The sequence below is a fragment of the Solibacillus sp. FSL R5-0449 genome (genome assembly GCF_037975215.1).
GTDB lineage: Bacteria > Bacillota > Bacilli > Bacillales_A > Planococcaceae > Solibacillus.
The window spans coordinates 2734054-2750621 of sequence record NZ_CP150239.1; the positions used below are offsets into that span (position 1 = coordinate 2734054).

The window sequence follows — 16568 nt, forward strand, 5'->3', positions numbered from 1 at the left end:
TGACCTTGCTTCATAGAATAAAAAAATGAACCTTCCAGTCAAGTTTGAGATGGAAGGTTCATTTTTCATTTATATTTCGTTAATAACGATTCAGGAATATGGCAATAATCATCCGGACATCTTGTTAACCGGTCCTGATGCTCTTCTGCGCTTCTCACATAGTTTGTGAGCGGCAGAACTTCGACTACAATCCGGTCAGCATCGGGTCTCGCTGTAATGAATGCTTTTGCTTCAATCAGGTGCGCTTCGTTTTCGCTGTAAACACCCGTTCGGTATTTCTCGCCAACATCTTCGCCTTGTTTGTTCACACTGTAAGGATCGATAATTTCAAAGAAGTACCCCATCAGTTCTTGCATCGATACAACATTCGGATCAAATTCGGTTTTGACACACTCGGCATACCCGTCATAATCGCCGTCCAGAGTGTTTGTCATTCCGTTCGCTCTTCCCGCTTCTGTAAACGTCACACCCGGCAATGTTTTTATAAACGCCTGTACACCCCATAAACAGCCCCCTGCAAAATATACGGTTTCCATCTCGGTCACTCCCCTATGTAAACTTCTGTGAAATGTATGTCGTTCATTACTCTCTACTATTAGTATATCATTTTAACGTGCCTATTTTTAGACTACTCTTTTTCTATTTCCATACTATACTGAAATATACAAAACGAAAGGGGTGTGTCCTATGAATGATCAAACAGATGTGTTAGATCGAGGTCCTTTTTTTCATGGTACGAAAGCAGAACTGCAAATTGGGGATTTATTAGAGCCTCAACATTTATCGAACTACCAAGATAAGAAATCTAATTATATTTATTTCACGGCAACATTGGAAGCTGCAAAATGGGGTGCTGAGTTGGCAAAATCATCAGCAAAAGAGCGTATTTATATTGTCGAACCATTAGGTGAATTCGAAAATGACCCGAACGTTACCGACAAAAGATTCCCCGGAAACCCAACACGCTCTTATCGTTCGAAATCTCCTTTGAAAATAGTCGCGGAGTTAGGTTCATGGGAGCGACATTCCGATGAAGTCATCGATCATATGCTTGCGTCTTTAAAGAAGTTAAGTGATGAAGGGAAAAATGTTATTTACGATTAAAATGGTAAAAAGCCAGGTACATGAGGAATCTTATGTGTACCTGGCTATGATTTACCTATTGTCCCGATTTTGACCGGCCAACAACTTATTTCGTAATGCATCATCACTAGCGTAAATGTAGAGCCCTTTAATGCCGCGCTTCATTAAAATATTAAGCGAGTTCAGTACAATCTTTTCCTTCGCCTCGTTCACATCGGCAATGCCTTCTGTACCTGAGTAGGCCCCTTTATCCATATACTTGCTCGGGTCGATGACAATTTCGTCTCGTACCGCATCATATTGAACAGACGGTCCGAGCACAACACCGACGTAATTTAAATCAAACCCTTGAATCGTATAAATCGAGCCTGCTTCATGCACCGTTTCCGGTTTTTCCGCCCATGTATATTTCGTACTTGTCGTATTCCAAGGCATCTTGTATTCGCCATTGGATTCGTTCACATAATACGTCCCGCCATCTTTTTTATGCAAGTAATCAAATGTTGAAACAACCCGGCTCAAGCCGAATTCGCTATTGCGCATTTTTATTGTGTCATGCATTTCCTTCATTGTCTCGAACACTTTGAATTCATAGTTCTCATCATGAGGAAGCGGCAGCAGCTGTTTGTTTTTGAATGCATTGATCCAATTGATGACCTCATCATTTGCCTGCATCCGGAACTGGTTCGTTAACTGATATTCTTCGGTGTACGTGCTTCGTTTCTTTAATTGTTCAAGTGTTGCTGCACCCCAAAGGCTTTTCAGTTTCAGCACCTGATTTTGGTCGTAAATAATGACGACGACTTTTGCTAACTTTAATAGCTCCTCCAAGTGATTGTTGCCGTGGAAGTTATTATACGTATCCGGCTTTGTAAGCAATAAATGCGCTTCATCCACAAAAATGATGTCTGCCTTTTTATTATCTTTTTGGAGCGAGTTCACTAAAGGAGTCGGCTTCGCAAAGTTTTTCGCCTTTAAATGCTTCACCTGTTTCGCAATCCCTTTATATGTTTTGAACATTTCTTCGTGATTGACGACTAAGTAATTTTCCGTTTGATAAAGCGGTGACGACGCTTCTTCCGCCCGTTCCTGAATCGTGTTGAAAATCGAGCTTAACACAACACTTTTCCCTACGCCTGCTTCGCCTTCAATGACCAATAAACTGCCGTATTCTTCAGGATTGGCACTTACTTGTTTCTCACAAAATTCGAGCACTTTTTCTTTCAGTTCAAGCTGCTCGATCGATAGTTCCTTAAACGGCGACAATTTAAAAATGTCTTTGTTTTCGATAACATGCAGTTCATGATCGACCAGCTTTAGCTCGTGCAGCCTCTGCCAGATTTCTTTAAACAACTGCTGATCATAATACGGCTTGTCGTAATAATTGTGCGTAAAATCGCTCGCCGTTTTACTTTTGTTTTGCAGTGTATATTTTTCATCACCAAGAAAATAATTGATCAGCTTCGTTTCTAAATGAAAGGTTGCGGAACGGTTGAACTTTTCATGCTTGATGAGGTTAATCTGACTGACGTTTTTTCGGGCACTTAAATGAGCTTTCATCCGGCTTTTAAAATACACCGTCTCCCCTATGTAAGCTTCCTTATTGCCATTTAATACATAGATGACGGGGTAGTTCAGATAGTGTTCATTGTTATTAATTTTGTTGATGCTTTCTTGCTTGAACGGCCAGGATAGTATTTCGATTGCTGACAAAATGCCACCTTCTTTGTTTTAGATCGTTGCTCATTGTTAGTTACATGTTAGCATAAACCTGAAAAACATAAAAAAATGAAGCTCCTAATAAAAGAAGCTTCATTTTCATTTTTATTCTATTTAAATCTGTACAACACCCATTAAAATCGCGATGAATAATAGTACAATACTCAATCCCCACATCCAGAAGAATGAGAACTTCAAGTGTTTACCCATTTCCAGGCCTGATAGACCAAGTGCCAGCCATACTGCTGGTGCAAGTGGTGATACGAATGTACCGACGATGTTACCGATGATCATCGCATATGCAGTCGATAATGAATCGATGCCGTATGTTAAACCGATCTGGTCAACAACCGGGAACAATGCGAAGTAATACGCATCCGTACTTAACAGCAAGTCAAACGGTACACCCAGTACCCCAATGATAATATGTAAGTACTGTGCTAAGAAGCTTGGTAAAATATTTACGGCATTATTCGCGATAGCCGTTAACATGCCTGTCCCGTTTAAAATTCCTAAAAACAGACCTGCAGCAATAATGATCGAAGCCATCGTCAATGCGTTCGATGCGTGTGCCTGAATACGTCCCATCTGCTCTTTTGGTGTACGGTAGTTCAATGGTAAAGCAATCGCGACACCGATTAGGAATGCCAAGCCCGCCGGTAAAAGTCCCGACATTAATACCGCAAGAACAACAATGGCCAAAATCGCATTCGCCCAAATAAGTTTTGGACGTTTTAATGTATCATCTGTTTCAGCATTTAAAATACTGTTGCTTAAATCAAATTTTAACGTTTCCCCTGTTTGCGCTCGTTTCGCTATAAGGCGTTTTTCACGGAAGCCCATAAAGACTGCAAGTAACAGCATCAGCACAACACCGATGACCTGAATTTTAATTAACGGATGCCATAGCTCTGTTACATCTGTTTCAAGAACAGAAGCGACACGCCCTAATGGACCGCCCCATGGAATCATATTGATAATCGCCGCAGAACCGCCGACTAATAGTAAAAGTAAATACGGGTTCATTCCTAGACGAACATATAATGGCAATAAAGCCGTAATCGAAATTAAGAATGTAGAAGCACCTGAACCGTCAAGCTGTGCAATGACCGCGACAATAACCGTAACAATCGCGACAAGCACGACATTCCCTTTTGAGAGCGCTACCATTTTATTGATAATTGGTTCAAATAAACCGACATCCTGCATAATTCCGAAGAAGATAATTGCAAAAATAAACATGATGGCAACACTGATTACAGAACTAATTCCATCATTGAAGAATACCCCTAAATCATCAAACGAATAACCTGCAACAAACATCGCCACGATCGGCGGAAGAACCATTGCAACAATTGGCGATACACGCCCGCTGATTAATAGCGCGACGATAACTAGAATCGTAATAATCCCAATAATACTTAACATTCAACAACCCCCATTGCTTAGAATTCTTATAATCTTATGACAATTCTATGGGAGGTGGAAGAATGTGCTCATTTATTTAATAAAAACAATAAAGCTAATTTTGTTCATAAGTTTCACGGAGCACATAATTACGTTCCGGACGGCCGACTGTACCGTAAAGTAGCTTCGTCTCCAGAATGTTCATTTCCACTAAATATTCCAAATAGCGTCGTGCTGTGGAGCGGCTAGTCCCGATGACTTCGCTTAACTGTGAAGCCGTTAATTTTGTGTACTCTTGCTCATTAAATAAGTGAATGACCTTTTCAAGCGTAAACGTATCGATTCCTTTCGGCAGTACTTTTTCAGTAGCCGTTGAATGATTTTGCCTGTAAAACAGCGCATCCAAATCTTGCTGCGAGAAGTGTGTTTTCTTATGAAATGCAGATTGCATGTGATGATAGCGCTGAAATGATTTTTGCAGTCGCGCTTCCTCAAACGGTTTTACAATATAGTCGAACACCCCATATGCATACAATGCTTCCACATGACTACGTTCGGCCGCTGCCGTCACCATAATGATACGGATATTCGGGAAGTGTGTCCGCACATAGGCAACCAGTTCATAGCCTTTAACATCCGGAATATATAAATCCATCAACAGAATGGCTGGTGGTGTTTGCTGTTGGAGTGCTTCCTTTAAAGAAGCACCCGTAAGAAATTGCTGTACTTGTGCATTCGGCAAAAGCGTTTTAATATAGTCTGCATGAATCGCCGCAATGCGGAAATCATCTTCCAGTAACCAAATATCCATTGAATCACTTCCTTTGTAAAATAATTAAAAAGCAGGCCCCGCCTAAATCGCTTTCTTCTATCAACAGGGAACCTCCGACTTTTTCAAGTGCCTGTTCACTAATTGCCAGGCCGTAACCCCGATCATACCCATCCTTTGTTGTATACCCGAGGGTAAATATATGATTTGCCGTTTCTTCATCGATTCCTGGTCCATTGTCATGCACTTCAATGATCAGTTCATGGCGGTATTGATGAATAAACAGCTTAATTTGCTTGTCTTGTGTATTTGTTTGATCCAATGCATCCATCGCATTTTGCAGGACATTCCCTAATGCGGTCAGCAGTGCATCCACTTCTTCATCATTATAATCGATTAAGACGTCCTCTGTTTCAATCATAATCGTAATGCCGCGCTCTTTCGCTTCGGATATTTTCCCTTCGAGTAACGCCTGCAGCAATATTGAAGGCTGTGTGGCCAGTGCCTGCTGCTGTTTTGATGAATCTTGCTGCTCCTGCCTAATGAAAGCAATGGCCTCATCAATATGGGATTGCTTTAACAAGCCTAGAATCACGTGCAATTTATTGGCAAACTCATGTGTTTTTGCCCGCTGCATCCGTGCCTGCTGCTTCACCAGTGTCAGCTCATTAATCACCGTTTCGTACTCAAGCTTAGCCCGTAAAATATATAAATAACCGAGCTGCTTCTCGAGCTTCAAAGGTGTTTTGGAAATAATCATTTCCTGCTGCTGTAACGGAATTTCCAGTGCCTGGATGACCTCTTCTTTAAAGAGCCGTTCCGGTAACAGCTTATGTAATGAGATACCTTCTGCCAGTGGTGAAAGGAGTTCGTTTGCACGTGAATTGGAGATTACCACTTCATTATTCAATGTCGTCAAGATGACCCCATCTGTCGTTTCCTCGAGGATTGTATGATACGCCGAATAAAGTTTGGCGATTTGTGCCGGCTGCATACCGAGCAGCTGATCTTTTACATAAAGCGATAACAGCACCGCACAGACAATCCCGAAAACCGCGAGCAGGAGCGTGATTTGAAGCCAGCCGAAAAAGGCGGTATCAATTGTTCTTTGTATATCTTTTGTTAAAAATCCGACCGAAACTACCCCGACTACATTGCCGTCAACGAGGACCGGAACTTTCCCGCGGATCGATTCCCCAAGTGAACCGGTCGTAACAGAAACAATGGACTCTTTGTTTATAAGCGCCGAATCATTATCCCCGCCGACCATCGACAGACCAATCTTTTCAGGGTTCGGATGGGTGTAGCGAATCCCTTGCTCATTCCCTATGACGATGAAACTCGCACCGGTCTGCTTTCGTATATCCTCTGCAATCGGCTGAAGGATAGAAGACGGATCTTCCGTAGAAAAGGCAGCAACGACATCCGGCCGCTCAGCAATCAAGTATGCGCTCGTTAACGCCTTTTCTCCCATCTCCTCCAGTACCGATTCATCCAAATAATGATTGATCAACAACAAAAACAGCACACAAATCGTAAATACGATCCCGCTGATTGTTATAAGAAGACGGAAAGTAAGTGATTGTTTTAGGCGGGTTAGCATCGGAGGACCTCCTTTTGGATGTGGTTTTTTATTAGTTTAACATGGGAGTTTGGCGGAGAGCTTTGAAAATTAAAGGTTTTTCAATCCAATCTTAAGCCTCCCCATCTAAATTTCAAAACATCCCCCACAATTTCCCCGAAAACAAGTACCATTTTTCAATTGTTTCATATGATTTATATGAAAGGGGGAGAAGGTTATCGTCTATACGGAAACGATTGATCTTCAAGGTCATTTATTTACTGCAGTAACGGTTAATTTGCCTAAAACAACATTGCTGACTATTTCGAATGAGCGTGGGTATATTATGTGTGGTGCACTCGATGTCGGACTGTTGAATGAAAAATTGGCTGATCGGAAAATCATTGCCGGGCGTGCAGTTGGGGTTCGAACGATCGATGACTTACTTAAAGCTCCACTGGAATCCATCACATACGAGGCAAGAGCATGCGGCATTGAAGAAGGTATGATTGGTGAAGAGGCATTACTTAAAATGATTTAGTTCCATATGTGAGTTTCAATTAAGGAGCTCCATGCAAAAAACCGCTCTTTCAATTTCTTGAAAAAGCGGTCTATATTTTTATTGTCCATACTTAGGTACAAATTAAATGGCTTTATTGTAATAAGACGCTTTGGAACCTTTACTTCTTTTCACGGCTAGAAGCTCTTCCAATTTCTGAATATATTCACGATCTGCTGATATTCTTGTAAGGCTTGTTAATAAATATGGTCTTAACCCGGAATTAATTTTTTGGCATCGCGCAAGATTGATCAAATACTTGGCCATCTTAAATGACTTCAAGTGCGTATGTCCATTTTTAAATTCCTTCTTCGTATTGACGACCATATACTCCTGCTTTCGCCCTTTATAAAAAGGAATAATAATAAACTCATCTTTTTTAAAAATTTGATTCATATTATCTTCATCCTTTTCTCGAATATATTCAAAAACGACCTTTCACATACGGAGAAATAGTGATCACCCCGTTCCCTTTAATGCCCCTCCCGCCTCTCCTCTTTATTGGTCTTACCCTTCCTTACCCTATTTACCGGTTACTTTATTCCAAGACCGATTAAATAAGCACTTTTTTAGCGATTATTAACAGTTCGGAGATGTTTTTACATTTAGTTAATATAGGATATTACAGAGTAAAGGGTTTTGACAGGACAATCGCTTGAATTTAACTGAATTTTCTGTAAAATTAAATCAGCTTCATTCACTGCCTGTAATGTTTTCGTTGCACATTACATTTACGCGTTGTGTTCAGGGCTTTTCTTTATCATTACTGTCCTTACCAGAAGAAACGATAAAGTTCCGCTTATTGGTATTTTACTGGTAAATCAAATGGAATAGACTGAAAAAATATACTTATTTTATGGCAGAACCTTATTCATAGAAAAAAGCTACATCAAAAGTAGTTGTTACTTTTAATGTAGCCCGATTCTTAAAAATTATTTTATAAATTTACTTTATAAATCCTTTCTATTTAGCTATTAAAAGTGCCGCTGCTTCTTCCAACGTGACCATATTCGTAATCATCGAACAAGCCGCGTCAAGAATCGGAAATGCCAGTGCAGCACCTGAGCCTTCACCAAGTCGCATATTCATATGCAACATCGGTTCCAGTCCTAAAAGCTCGGCCGCAATTTTTGCACCTGGCTCTTCCGATAAATGCGAAGGAATCAAATACGCTTTTACATTTGGATTCAGTTTATAGGCGATCAATGCCGAAACGGTTGAAATATACCCATCGACTACGACCGGCACACGGTTTGCGGCAGCTGCCAGGAAGATTCCCGCCATCCCGCAGATTTCCAGTCCCCCTACTTTTGCTACAACATCAATCGGATCCTCCGCATTCGGCTCATTCATCGCAATCGCTTTTCGAATAACTTCGGCTTTATACTCGATACCGCCAGTTCCAACACCAGCTCCGAAGCCTGTTACCTCCAGCGGGTCACAGCCATGTAGTACCGAAAGTACCGCAGCGCTCGGCGTCGTATTGCCGATACCCATTTCACCGGTACCGATGAGATTGACCCCGCTTTGAATAGCTTCTGTCGCGACTTCAATTCCGACTTCAATTGCCCGAATCGCTTCTTCACGCGTCATTGCAGGACCTTTTGCCATATTGTCTGTTCCGTATTTCACCTTTTTAATGATGACTCCCGCGTCTTGAGGCAAGTCTTCTTTTACCCCGATATCTACCGGGATTACTTTCGCGTTCGTTATTTTCGCAATCGTACACATCCCTGTCGTCCCTTTCGGAAAGGATAGTGTTTGGAATACCGTTGTACTTTGCGGATTTGGTGTTACCCCTTCCTCATATACACCATGGTCTGCTGCCATGACGATCATCGCTTTGTTATCAATTTTCGGCGCAAGTTCACCGGTAATTGTAGCGATTTGCATTGCTAATGATTCAAGCTTTCCTAAACTTTGAGGCGGCTTCGCTAAAGAGTCTAGGTACTTGCGTGCTTTGTCTTCCATTTCTCGGTCGATTTCTTGAATTTGTTCAATTGTTTGCTGTAGTAATTTCATGTTTCGTTTCCCCCATTAATATGAATTTTGACAATAAATAAAAACCACCAGTTGAACTGGTGGTTTTCTCTGCGCGTGAAACGCTGGGTTACTGGCCCACGTCTAAAGACGCTCTGAAAGGTCTGCCAACCGCACTACGTTTCCGACTACCGCTAAAGCGGTGTACTTATTTTTTTCTTCGATTTAGTTCTTCTCCTGTGAATGGGTCAATGAATTCTTTCATCGTCATTTGATCCTCTAGGAGATCTTCCTGCAATTGATTTTTTATATATTCCTGAATGACTTTTCGGTTTCGCCCTACTGTATCCACATAATATCCTCGACACCAAAATTTTCGGTTGCCATATTTATATTTCAAATTTGCATGCCGATCGAATATCATCAAACTGCTTTTCCCTTTAAGATAACCCACAAACGCAGATACACTAAGCTTCGGTGGGATACTGACTAACATATGTATATGATCAGGACACGCTGTGGCTTCAATAATCTCTACGCCTTTTCTTTCACACAGTTGACGTAGTATTTTACCGATATCTGCTTTTATTTTCCCATAGATCATTCTTCTTCTGTATTTTGGCGCAAACACAATGTGATACTTACAATTCCATGTTGTATGTGCTAAACTTTTATTATCCAATATTGGAACTCCTTTCGTACGTAATCGGTTGACCAGACCTGATTTTATTGTACGACTGGAGTATTTTTTTTGTCCATAGCTAAAAGCTTTTTAGAACCCCCCGCATAGCAGGGGGTTTTCGTTTTCATAAAAATAGCCTGCAGTTTATTCGATAACAAATAAACTACAGACATATCCAGTGTCTATAAACAGTAAGCGTATTAGGCAGGTCTCCTGGCTCAGATTCACAGTTCCATAGCCCCTTCCCAGATTGACATCCAGTGGGTTTTGCTATGAAACTCCTCCATACAGTGTTGGGATTACGCTAAAGCTTTTCACTTTATTCCCTATTCTCCCGTAACGGGCACCTAATGCTTGATGAATTTAACATTACTTTACTTTGAACCTATTTTTTCGTCAAGGGGTCTTTCATTCAGCTTTTAAACGTCTCCCCAATCGCCAACGTTTTCAGCTCCACATTTTTCAATTCCGCCTGCTGCCAATGTACATGCAGCCGGTCAATCGCTTCTTTCGGTGTATCATCTGCGAGCATGTACGCACCGTAATGCATCGGGATAAACACTTTTGCCCCGACATCACAGAATGCCTGGATCGCTTCTTCAGGTGTCACATGAGAGGCATGCATAAACCATTCCGGCTCATAGGCACCTATCGGCATTAAAGCTGTATGAATATTGAAGCGTTCGCCGATTTCTTGGAACCCTCTAAAATAGCCGCTGTCTCCGGCGTAATAAATACTTTGCGTATCCGATTCCTTTTGCAGCACAAAGCCGCCCCAATGCGATGTGTTCGTATCCCAAAGCATACGCCTTGTCCAGTGCTGGGCAGGAACGAAATGAATTTCAAGCGTGTTCGCTTCATGCTTGTCATACCATGAAAGCTCTTTAAAGTTGTGCAGTCTATGACGCTTCATCAAATAACCGAGTCCTTCCGGAATGAGGAATAATACATTGGGGTTTCGTTTTTTCAGCTTTTTTAACGTCGGAAGGTGCAGGTGATCGTAATGCGCATGCGATATGAGGATGAGATCAATATCCGGTAACTCCTCTAACCGCAGTCCCGGTTCGGTCAACCGTTTCGCTACACCCATCCAATTTGCCCAAACTGGGTCCGTTAACATATTGAGCCCTTCTTTTTGAATCAGAAAAGTCGAGTGGCCAATCCATGTAATCGACTGCTCGGTACGATTACTTTGCAAAAACGCAATTTTCTTTTTTTCACATTGCGGCACTTCGTAATCGACGACTTTCTTTTGCTTTGATCGCTGCCATTTCAGGACATCTTTAAATGTCCCGAGTGAAGTAACTTCGTCTAAATTTGAAAAACGTTGTCTCATCGCATCACTCTCCTATTTATAAAGGCTTAAATTCCTACGCTGATTCACCAGCTCCGGTTTCATGACTATCCTTGCAAAAAAGTAAACTAGAAAACTCAACCAAGTCCCCTGTACAGTCAAGCTGTTTGATACCGGGATAGATGAGGAGATAACACTCAAGATATTTAATGTGTAAAATACTAAAATTCCAAGCAACGCTATAGTCATCACGATATTTTTTCTAGCCATTTGTTTCCGCAACGCACTGCCCACGCCGCTAAAGCTTTGCTTAGTCTCTTTAACTTGTTTAATTAAAGCATAAATTAACACTGCAATAATCATCCCAACTACTGCAAACCCAATCATTTCATCCAATTTAATTTTCCCCGTTTCACTAATTCTCCAAATAAAACGCCTTTATTTTCTTCGGCACGAATTTACTCATAATGATTCCTGCCAAAGCCAAGCCAATCAAAATCACTCCAATTTCCAAAAGGCTTTTTAACCATGTGATTTCAATCTTATCCGTTATATTGGAGCCACCTATAATGATGAATACAGCTCCAGCCCAGGCCGTTAAAAAACTGACGCCAAATTGAAGCCATTCCTTCTTTGAAAGCTGTTTAAAAACCGCTCTATGCTTATAAAATTTCCGTATCGCAAAGATTAATAATAACCCTGTTAGAATATATCCAATCATCATAATCCCCCTGCTTTACATTGTTTATGTATGACGCTCCAACGCATCTTTATCTTTAAATAATTTAATTGTCGCCCATAACGAGACGATGAACAGAAACAAAAATATGAAAAAAGAACTTCCCGCAAGACATTTCGCAACGATTGACGGCTGATGAATCAATAGCTGTACATTTTTAATCAAAAATCCAATAAACACGGTTTGAGCAAGAATTAAGCTAATACTAATAGAAGTCGTCTTTGAATTCTGTGTCATAATCGCTCTCCTCTTTTAGTGATTATTTCACTATCCTAACATATTCTCCCAACTCAAGGTAGTAAGGAATCCTACTTATAAACATTGCCCTGCCTTCACTAAATAAAAAAACCGGCACGAATTTCTCCATGCTGGTTTTCCGCTATCAACTAATTACACGATCACTTGCCGCATATACTTTCACGCGGTTACGTCCTTGTTCTTTCGCCGCATATAAAGCGGTATCTGCTTTATGCAGCAGCTGGTACAGTGTTTCCTCTGTCCAGTCCACTACTTCGGCGACACCAATACTTAACGTAGCCGTCAGACTGCCTGCTTCGGTCATAAGCGGTGTCTGCTCCACGGCAGTTCGAAGCTGGTTGGCTAGTATATCACCTTCCGCTTCAGTGAATCCCTTCAGCGCAATGACGAATTCCTCCCCGCCGTACCGCGCGAAGAAATGGCTTTCCAAAAGTCGTGTTTGGCAAGCATTTACGACGTGCACGAGCAACTGGTCGCCAATATGATGCCCGTACGTATCATTCACTCGTTTAAAGTGATCGATATCCATTAATAGAGCCGTAAAAGGTAAACCTGTTTCCTTCGCTTCCTGAAAATCCCGCTCACTTTGCTGTAAAAATGCGCGGCGATTGTAAATCTTTGTAAGCTCATCATAATACGCCTGCTGCTCCAGTTTTTCCTGCAATCTTTTAATCTCCGTAATGTCCGTAAAAACCAGCAACAGACCTTTACTGTTTCTCGCCTGTTCCAATGAAGTAATACGAACTTGATAAACCCGGTCCGCATGTTCGGAACAGAGCTTTACTTCTTGAACGTCCGAAAGTTCGGTCGTTAATTTGAATGGCAGTTCCTCTCCTGTCTGTTCATTCCAAAACTTCACGAAGTTTTGACCGAACATCGATTTGTTCAGATTCGGCAGCATTGCTTTCGATGCCTGATTGAATTCGATAAGTCGGTAGGATGCATCCAACACAATGGCCCCGTCCGTAATACTATTGTAGATCGTATCTTTCGCAATCGGCATAATCCGGAACAGCCGTGATGTGCTGATCGCCCACAAGTATAATAATGAAGAAACCCATAAAATCATCGGTACCGGATCCACCCCAGCAGGAGTCAATCCGTTCAAATAAAGAAACGCCGTCACTATCGGAACAAGCTGGCCGAACATTAACGCGATCAATTGCGGACGGTATACCTTCGCCGTTTCCTTCCACTGGGAAATCAACAGCAAGAAGGCGATAAACATACTGGCAAAAGTGTAGACACCGTGTACCATATACCAAAGGCCAATCTCCTGATAAACGAATGGCGCCCCTAAATTCGGATCCAGTTCAAATACTCGATAATGAAGATGATGCCAATGATTTGTCGCTACCATGAAAATCGTAATAAACGGAATAAGAAGGATGAACATGCTTCTTCTGACCGTCAGCTTAAAGCCTAAATAGCTCATGACATAAAGTAACCCCAATGTGGCAGATGTAGGCATTCCGATGTAGAGAATGGTATTCCAGAAGCTGATCTGTTCGAGCGTCGTCGATATTAAAGTCATAGCCGTTGCAAAACAGTAGATGCTGATGGCTGCAGTATAGAAAATAAAATAATTTGCGATATTCGTATATTTATGACGTTTGCTAAAGGCATAGAGACATAAGTACAAATTCAGTACTCCCGACGTACAAACAAGCGTTATATACATGGTCAATTGCGAACCCATTATTGGTTTACCCTCTCTTAATTAACACTTTTTTCTTATAATGTAGCACATTCTAAAAAAGAAATGGATATTTTATTCAAATAATAAGTATTAATACGTGAATGAAATGAAAGGAATTTTATCATTTTACGTATAAAAAGTATCATAAACCTATGATAATAAACCTTATCCCTTTACTTCTCTTCTTATATCATCCAGAATTACTAGTTAATAGAATGAAAATATTTTTTTCGAAATAGAAGAAGGGAGTGTTGTTCATGATCCAAAAAACGGTAAAACGGAATAACGTACATATTCGTGGAAAAGGTAAAAAATCATTAATATTTGCTGCTGGATTCGGGTGTGACCAAACAGTTTGGAATGATGTTTACCCTGCTTTTGAAGAGGATTATCAAGTAATTTTATTTGATTATGTCGGGTTTGGAAACTCGGATATTTCAGCTTTTGACCTTGAGAAATATGGTGAACTGTCCGGTTACGTACAGGATCTATTAGATGTTTGTGAGGCTCTCGATTTAAAGGATGCTGTTTTTGTCGGCCATTCGGTGAGCAGTATGATCGGTCTATTGGCTTCTCTATCGAAACCAGAATATTTTTCACAAATGATTATGATCGCTCCATCACCAAGTTATTTAAATGATCCTCCATACTTCGGTGGTTTTGATAAGAAAGATTTACTCAATTTAATGGATTTAATGGAAAAAAACTATATCGGTTGGGCGAATGCTTTCTCGATTACTTTATTGAATAATACTGCAAAAGCAAGTGTATCAAAAGATTTGGAGGATCGTTTCTGTTCAACAGATCCTTTATTTGCGAATACATTTGCAAAGGCTTGTTTCTTTACTGATAATCGTAAAGACATTTTGAAAGCAACTGTTCCGTCCCTAATTTTACAATGTACTGAAGACGTTATTGCGCCAAGGGTAGTTGGCGAGTACTTGCATGAGCATATGCCAAACAGTTCGATTGCCTTTATGAATGCGATTGGTCACTGTCCACATATGAGCGACCCAGAGGAAACAATTCAATTAATTAAAAATTATTTATTGGAGCAATCTGTGCCCCTTATCGGTGAGGGCGTGGGCAATATAAATGGATGAACTCATAGAAAACGCTCCATGCGGGTTTATCACTTTATCTTCAGAAGGTAAAATTCTTACTATCAACAAGACATTGCTAAATTTGCTGCACTATCATACATCTGAGCATCTTATTGGAAAGCATTTTAATGTGCTGTTATCTCCTTCTTCTCAGATTTTTTGTCAACTTTATTTAGTGCCGCTGATTAAAGTGAAGCACGCTGTAGAGGAAATGTTCCTGACATTACTAACCGTAATGAAAGAAGAAGTTCCTATCTTATTAAACGCATCGGTCCAGGGTAATGGTCAGATCATCGGCGTCATTTTTCCAATCCGTAATCGCAGTGCATTGGAAGACGCGCTTATAAACGCCAGAAAAATGATGGAAGATGCTTATTTGGAAAAAGAGCAGGCCCTTTTGGAATTAGAAACAAAGCAACAGGATCTCGAACAGGCCAATCAAATCAATACGAAAATCATGCGAGAAACGGAACGCGATTTACAGATTGCCAAAAAAATTCAGGAAACTGCATTAACGAAAGACATCATTAATGATAATATCCAGATCCTGTCCTATTATCATGCATCCAAATCTTTATCCGGAGATATATTTGGATTTTATCAAATAACACCGCAAAAATACGGGATTATTTTATTGGATGTGATGGGTCACGGTGTTTCATCTGCGCTCATCACGATGTCGCTACAATCGATGTTCCAGAAACTGATTTCCAAAGGTGTGGCACCGGATATGGTGTTAAAAGAATTGGACCAATTTCTGCACAACTTATTTCAAAATAATGAAGACGCTTGGCATTACTGTACAGCGATCTACTTAAATATCGATATTAGTGAACAGACGATTGAATATATTAATGCAGGTCACCCCCCTGCCATTGCGCAAGGAAAAAACGGGGTGCAGCATGAACTAAAGACAACAAATCCGCCATTAGGAACATTCGATAACATTCAATTTACGTCAAGAACATTGCGCTATAAACCCGGGACAAGAATTCTTATGTATACGGACGGTGTTTCAGAAGCATTTGAGCTAAACACATTAAATCATTTGCTGAATGACACCATCTCGAACCCATTAGCAAAAACAAAAGAAACCATTCAACATGCACTTGAAAACAAAGAAAATATATATAGTAAATACAATCACGATGACCAATGTTTTATATTGGTAGAATTATAAAAAACAGCGGGAGCAGTTTCCCGCTGTTTTTTTATTTCCTACTATGCTGTGACTACCTGTCCATAACGTTTCCTTTTCATTACAAAATGAAGGATAATAAAAATACTTATCTGAGTGTATGGAGGTGCTAATTGAAGAATTTAATTTTAATAGTCAGTTTCCTTCTTTTAACGGCTTGTTCCAATGAATCCTCTCTTTTCGGAGAAATCCGTTCTATTGGAGAAAATCGCATCAATGTTGGGTGTTCAGATTTTGTGAAAAAAGCGAATAACACTCATAGTAAAGATGACATCGGGTATTCTTGCGTTATAAAAATAACCGATGAAACGATTATTAAAACACAGGTTGGCGAAATAGTAACATTGGATGAATTAAATATTAATGATATCGTTTCAGTATATTTTGATGAGCCAACAGCAAGTGTGGAGTCTGAAAAGCTGACATTTACAGCAATGGAAATAACGGTGTTTGAAAATGAGGAGTAGAAGGGATATCGTACACCTACTTAAAGCAAAAGAGGAAGCCCTTTCGACTC

At 40.5% G+C, this 16568-nt stretch carries 18 protein-coding genes and 1 riboswitch; of the genes, 5 read left to right on the forward strand and 13 right to left on the reverse strand.

The annotated features are described in order from the left end of the window. Positions 1-65: 65 nt before the first annotated feature. The gene (locus tag MKY27_RS13700; RefSeq protein WP_339195776.1) at positions 66-536 is read right to left on the reverse strand and encodes a peptide-methionine (S)-S-oxide reductase; all 471 of its coding nucleotides are present in this window, start codon (positions 534-536) and stop codon (positions 66-68) included. Positions 537-687: 151 nt separating this feature from the next. On the opposite strand from MKY27_RS13700, the gene arr reads away from it, so the two are divergent. Further along, positions 688-1104 (forward strand): NAD(+)--rifampin ADP-ribosyltransferase, encoded by a 417-nt coding sequence (arr, locus tag MKY27_RS13705; protein ID WP_339195778.1) that lies wholly within the window; start codon positions 688-690, stop codon positions 1102-1104. A gap of 51 nt (positions 1105-1155) precedes the next feature. Here arr and MKY27_RS13710 read toward each other — a convergent pair whose 3' ends face one another. The 4 genes from MKY27_RS13710 to MKY27_RS13725 all read right to left on the reverse strand — a co-directional run bounded on the left by MKY27_RS13710 (position 1156) and on the right by MKY27_RS13725 (position 6581). Next, positions 1156-2796 carry a DUF2075 domain-containing protein gene (locus tag MKY27_RS13710; RefSeq protein WP_339195780.1) on the reverse strand — a complete coding sequence of 547 codons (1641 nt, stop codon included), beginning with the start codon at positions 2794-2796 and terminating at the stop codon, positions 1156-1158. A gap of 120 nt (positions 2797-2916) precedes the next feature. After that, positions 2917-4230 carry a citrate:proton symporter gene (locus MKY27_RS13715; RefSeq protein WP_339195782.1) on the reverse strand — a complete coding sequence of 438 codons (1314 nt, stop codon included), beginning with the start codon at positions 4228-4230 and terminating at the stop codon, positions 2917-2919. A gap of 94 nt (positions 4231-4324) precedes the next feature. Next, entirely contained in the window at positions 4325-5020 is a 696-nt protein-coding gene (locus tag MKY27_RS13720; protein WP_339195784.1) for a response regulator, read from the reverse strand. 4 nt (positions 5021-5024) lie between these two features. Further along, positions 5025-6581, reverse strand: a complete 1557-nt coding sequence (locus MKY27_RS13725) for a sensor histidine kinase (protein WP_339195785.1) — start codon at positions 6579-6581, stop codon at positions 5025-5027. A 196-nt stretch (positions 6582-6777) separates the two neighbouring features. Here MKY27_RS13725 and MKY27_RS13730 point away from each other — a divergent pair, with 196 nt between their 5' ends. Next, on the forward strand, positions 6778-7080 hold the full coding sequence (locus tag MKY27_RS13730) for a DUF1805 domain-containing protein (protein ID WP_339199732.1): 303 nt from the start codon (positions 6778-6780) through the stop codon (positions 7078-7080). A gap of 102 nt (positions 7081-7182) precedes the next feature. Here MKY27_RS13730 and MKY27_RS13735 read toward each other — a convergent pair whose 3' ends face one another. From MKY27_RS13735 to MKY27_RS13770, 8 genes are all read right to left on the reverse strand, one after another. After that, the gene (locus MKY27_RS13735) at positions 7183-7494 is read right to left on the reverse strand and encodes a hypothetical protein (RefSeq protein WP_339173127.1); all 312 of its coding nucleotides are present in this window, start codon (positions 7492-7494) and stop codon (positions 7183-7185) included. A 567-nt stretch (positions 7495-8061) separates the two neighbouring features. Continuing rightward, positions 8062-9120, reverse strand: a complete 1059-nt coding sequence (gene cobT / locus MKY27_RS13740) for a nicotinate-nucleotide--dimethylbenzimidazole phosphoribosyltransferase (RefSeq protein ID WP_339195786.1) — start codon at positions 9118-9120, stop codon at positions 8062-8064. Positions 9121-9286: 166 nt separating this feature from the next. Beyond that, on the reverse strand, positions 9287-9760 hold the full coding sequence (gene tnpA / locus MKY27_RS13745; RefSeq protein ID WP_139377765.1) for an IS200/IS605 family transposase: 474 nt from the start codon (positions 9758-9760) through the stop codon (positions 9287-9289). 185 nt (positions 9761-9945) lie between these two features. After that, positions 9946-10126, reverse strand: a riboswitch (cobalamin riboswitch). Positions 10127-10172: 46 nt separating this feature from the next. Then, the gene (locus MKY27_RS13750; protein WP_339195790.1) at positions 10173-11096 is read right to left on the reverse strand and encodes an MBL fold metallo-hydrolase; all 924 of its coding nucleotides are present in this window, start codon (positions 11094-11096) and stop codon (positions 10173-10175) included. 12 nt (positions 11097-11108) lie between these two features. Then, positions 11109-11441 (reverse strand): 4-aminobutyrate aminotransferase, encoded by a 333-nt coding sequence (locus tag MKY27_RS13755; RefSeq protein ID WP_339176645.1) that lies wholly within the window; start codon positions 11439-11441, stop codon positions 11109-11111. 28 nt (positions 11442-11469) lie between these two features. Next, on the reverse strand, positions 11470-11775 hold the full coding sequence (locus MKY27_RS13760; RefSeq protein WP_339195793.1) for a hypothetical protein: 306 nt from the start codon (positions 11773-11775) through the stop codon (positions 11470-11472). Positions 11776-11799: 24 nt separating this feature from the next. Continuing rightward, the gene (locus MKY27_RS13765; RefSeq protein WP_339195794.1) at positions 11800-12030 is read right to left on the reverse strand and encodes a hypothetical protein; all 231 of its coding nucleotides are present in this window, start codon (positions 12028-12030) and stop codon (positions 11800-11802) included. Positions 12031-12175: 145 nt separating this feature from the next. Next, a complete protein-coding gene (locus MKY27_RS13770) occupies positions 12176-13750 on the reverse strand; it encodes a histidine kinase N-terminal 7TM domain-containing protein (protein WP_339195796.1) in 1575 nt (524 codons plus the stop codon). Positions 13751-14007: 257 nt separating this feature from the next. Between MKY27_RS13770 and MKY27_RS13775 the strand changes: the two genes are divergently transcribed. The 3 genes from MKY27_RS13775 to MKY27_RS13785 all read left to right on the forward strand — a co-directional run bounded on the left by MKY27_RS13775 (position 14008) and on the right by MKY27_RS13785 (position 16518). Next, positions 14008-14853, forward strand: a complete 846-nt coding sequence (locus MKY27_RS13775) for an alpha/beta hydrolase (protein ID WP_339195797.1) — start codon at positions 14008-14010, stop codon at positions 14851-14853. Continuing rightward, positions 14846-16033 carry a SpoIIE family protein phosphatase gene (locus MKY27_RS13780; RefSeq protein WP_339195799.1) on the forward strand — a complete coding sequence of 396 codons (1188 nt, stop codon included), beginning with the start codon at positions 14846-14848 and terminating at the stop codon, positions 16031-16033. Before MKY27_RS13775 ends, MKY27_RS13780 begins: the two co-directional genes overlap by 8 nt. Positions 16034-16164: 131 nt before the next feature. Continuing rightward, positions 16165-16518 carry a hypothetical protein gene (locus MKY27_RS13785; protein ID WP_339173153.1) on the forward strand — a complete coding sequence of 118 codons (354 nt, stop codon included), beginning with the start codon at positions 16165-16167 and terminating at the stop codon, positions 16516-16518. The last annotated feature ends 50 nt before the right edge of the window (positions 16519-16568 follow it).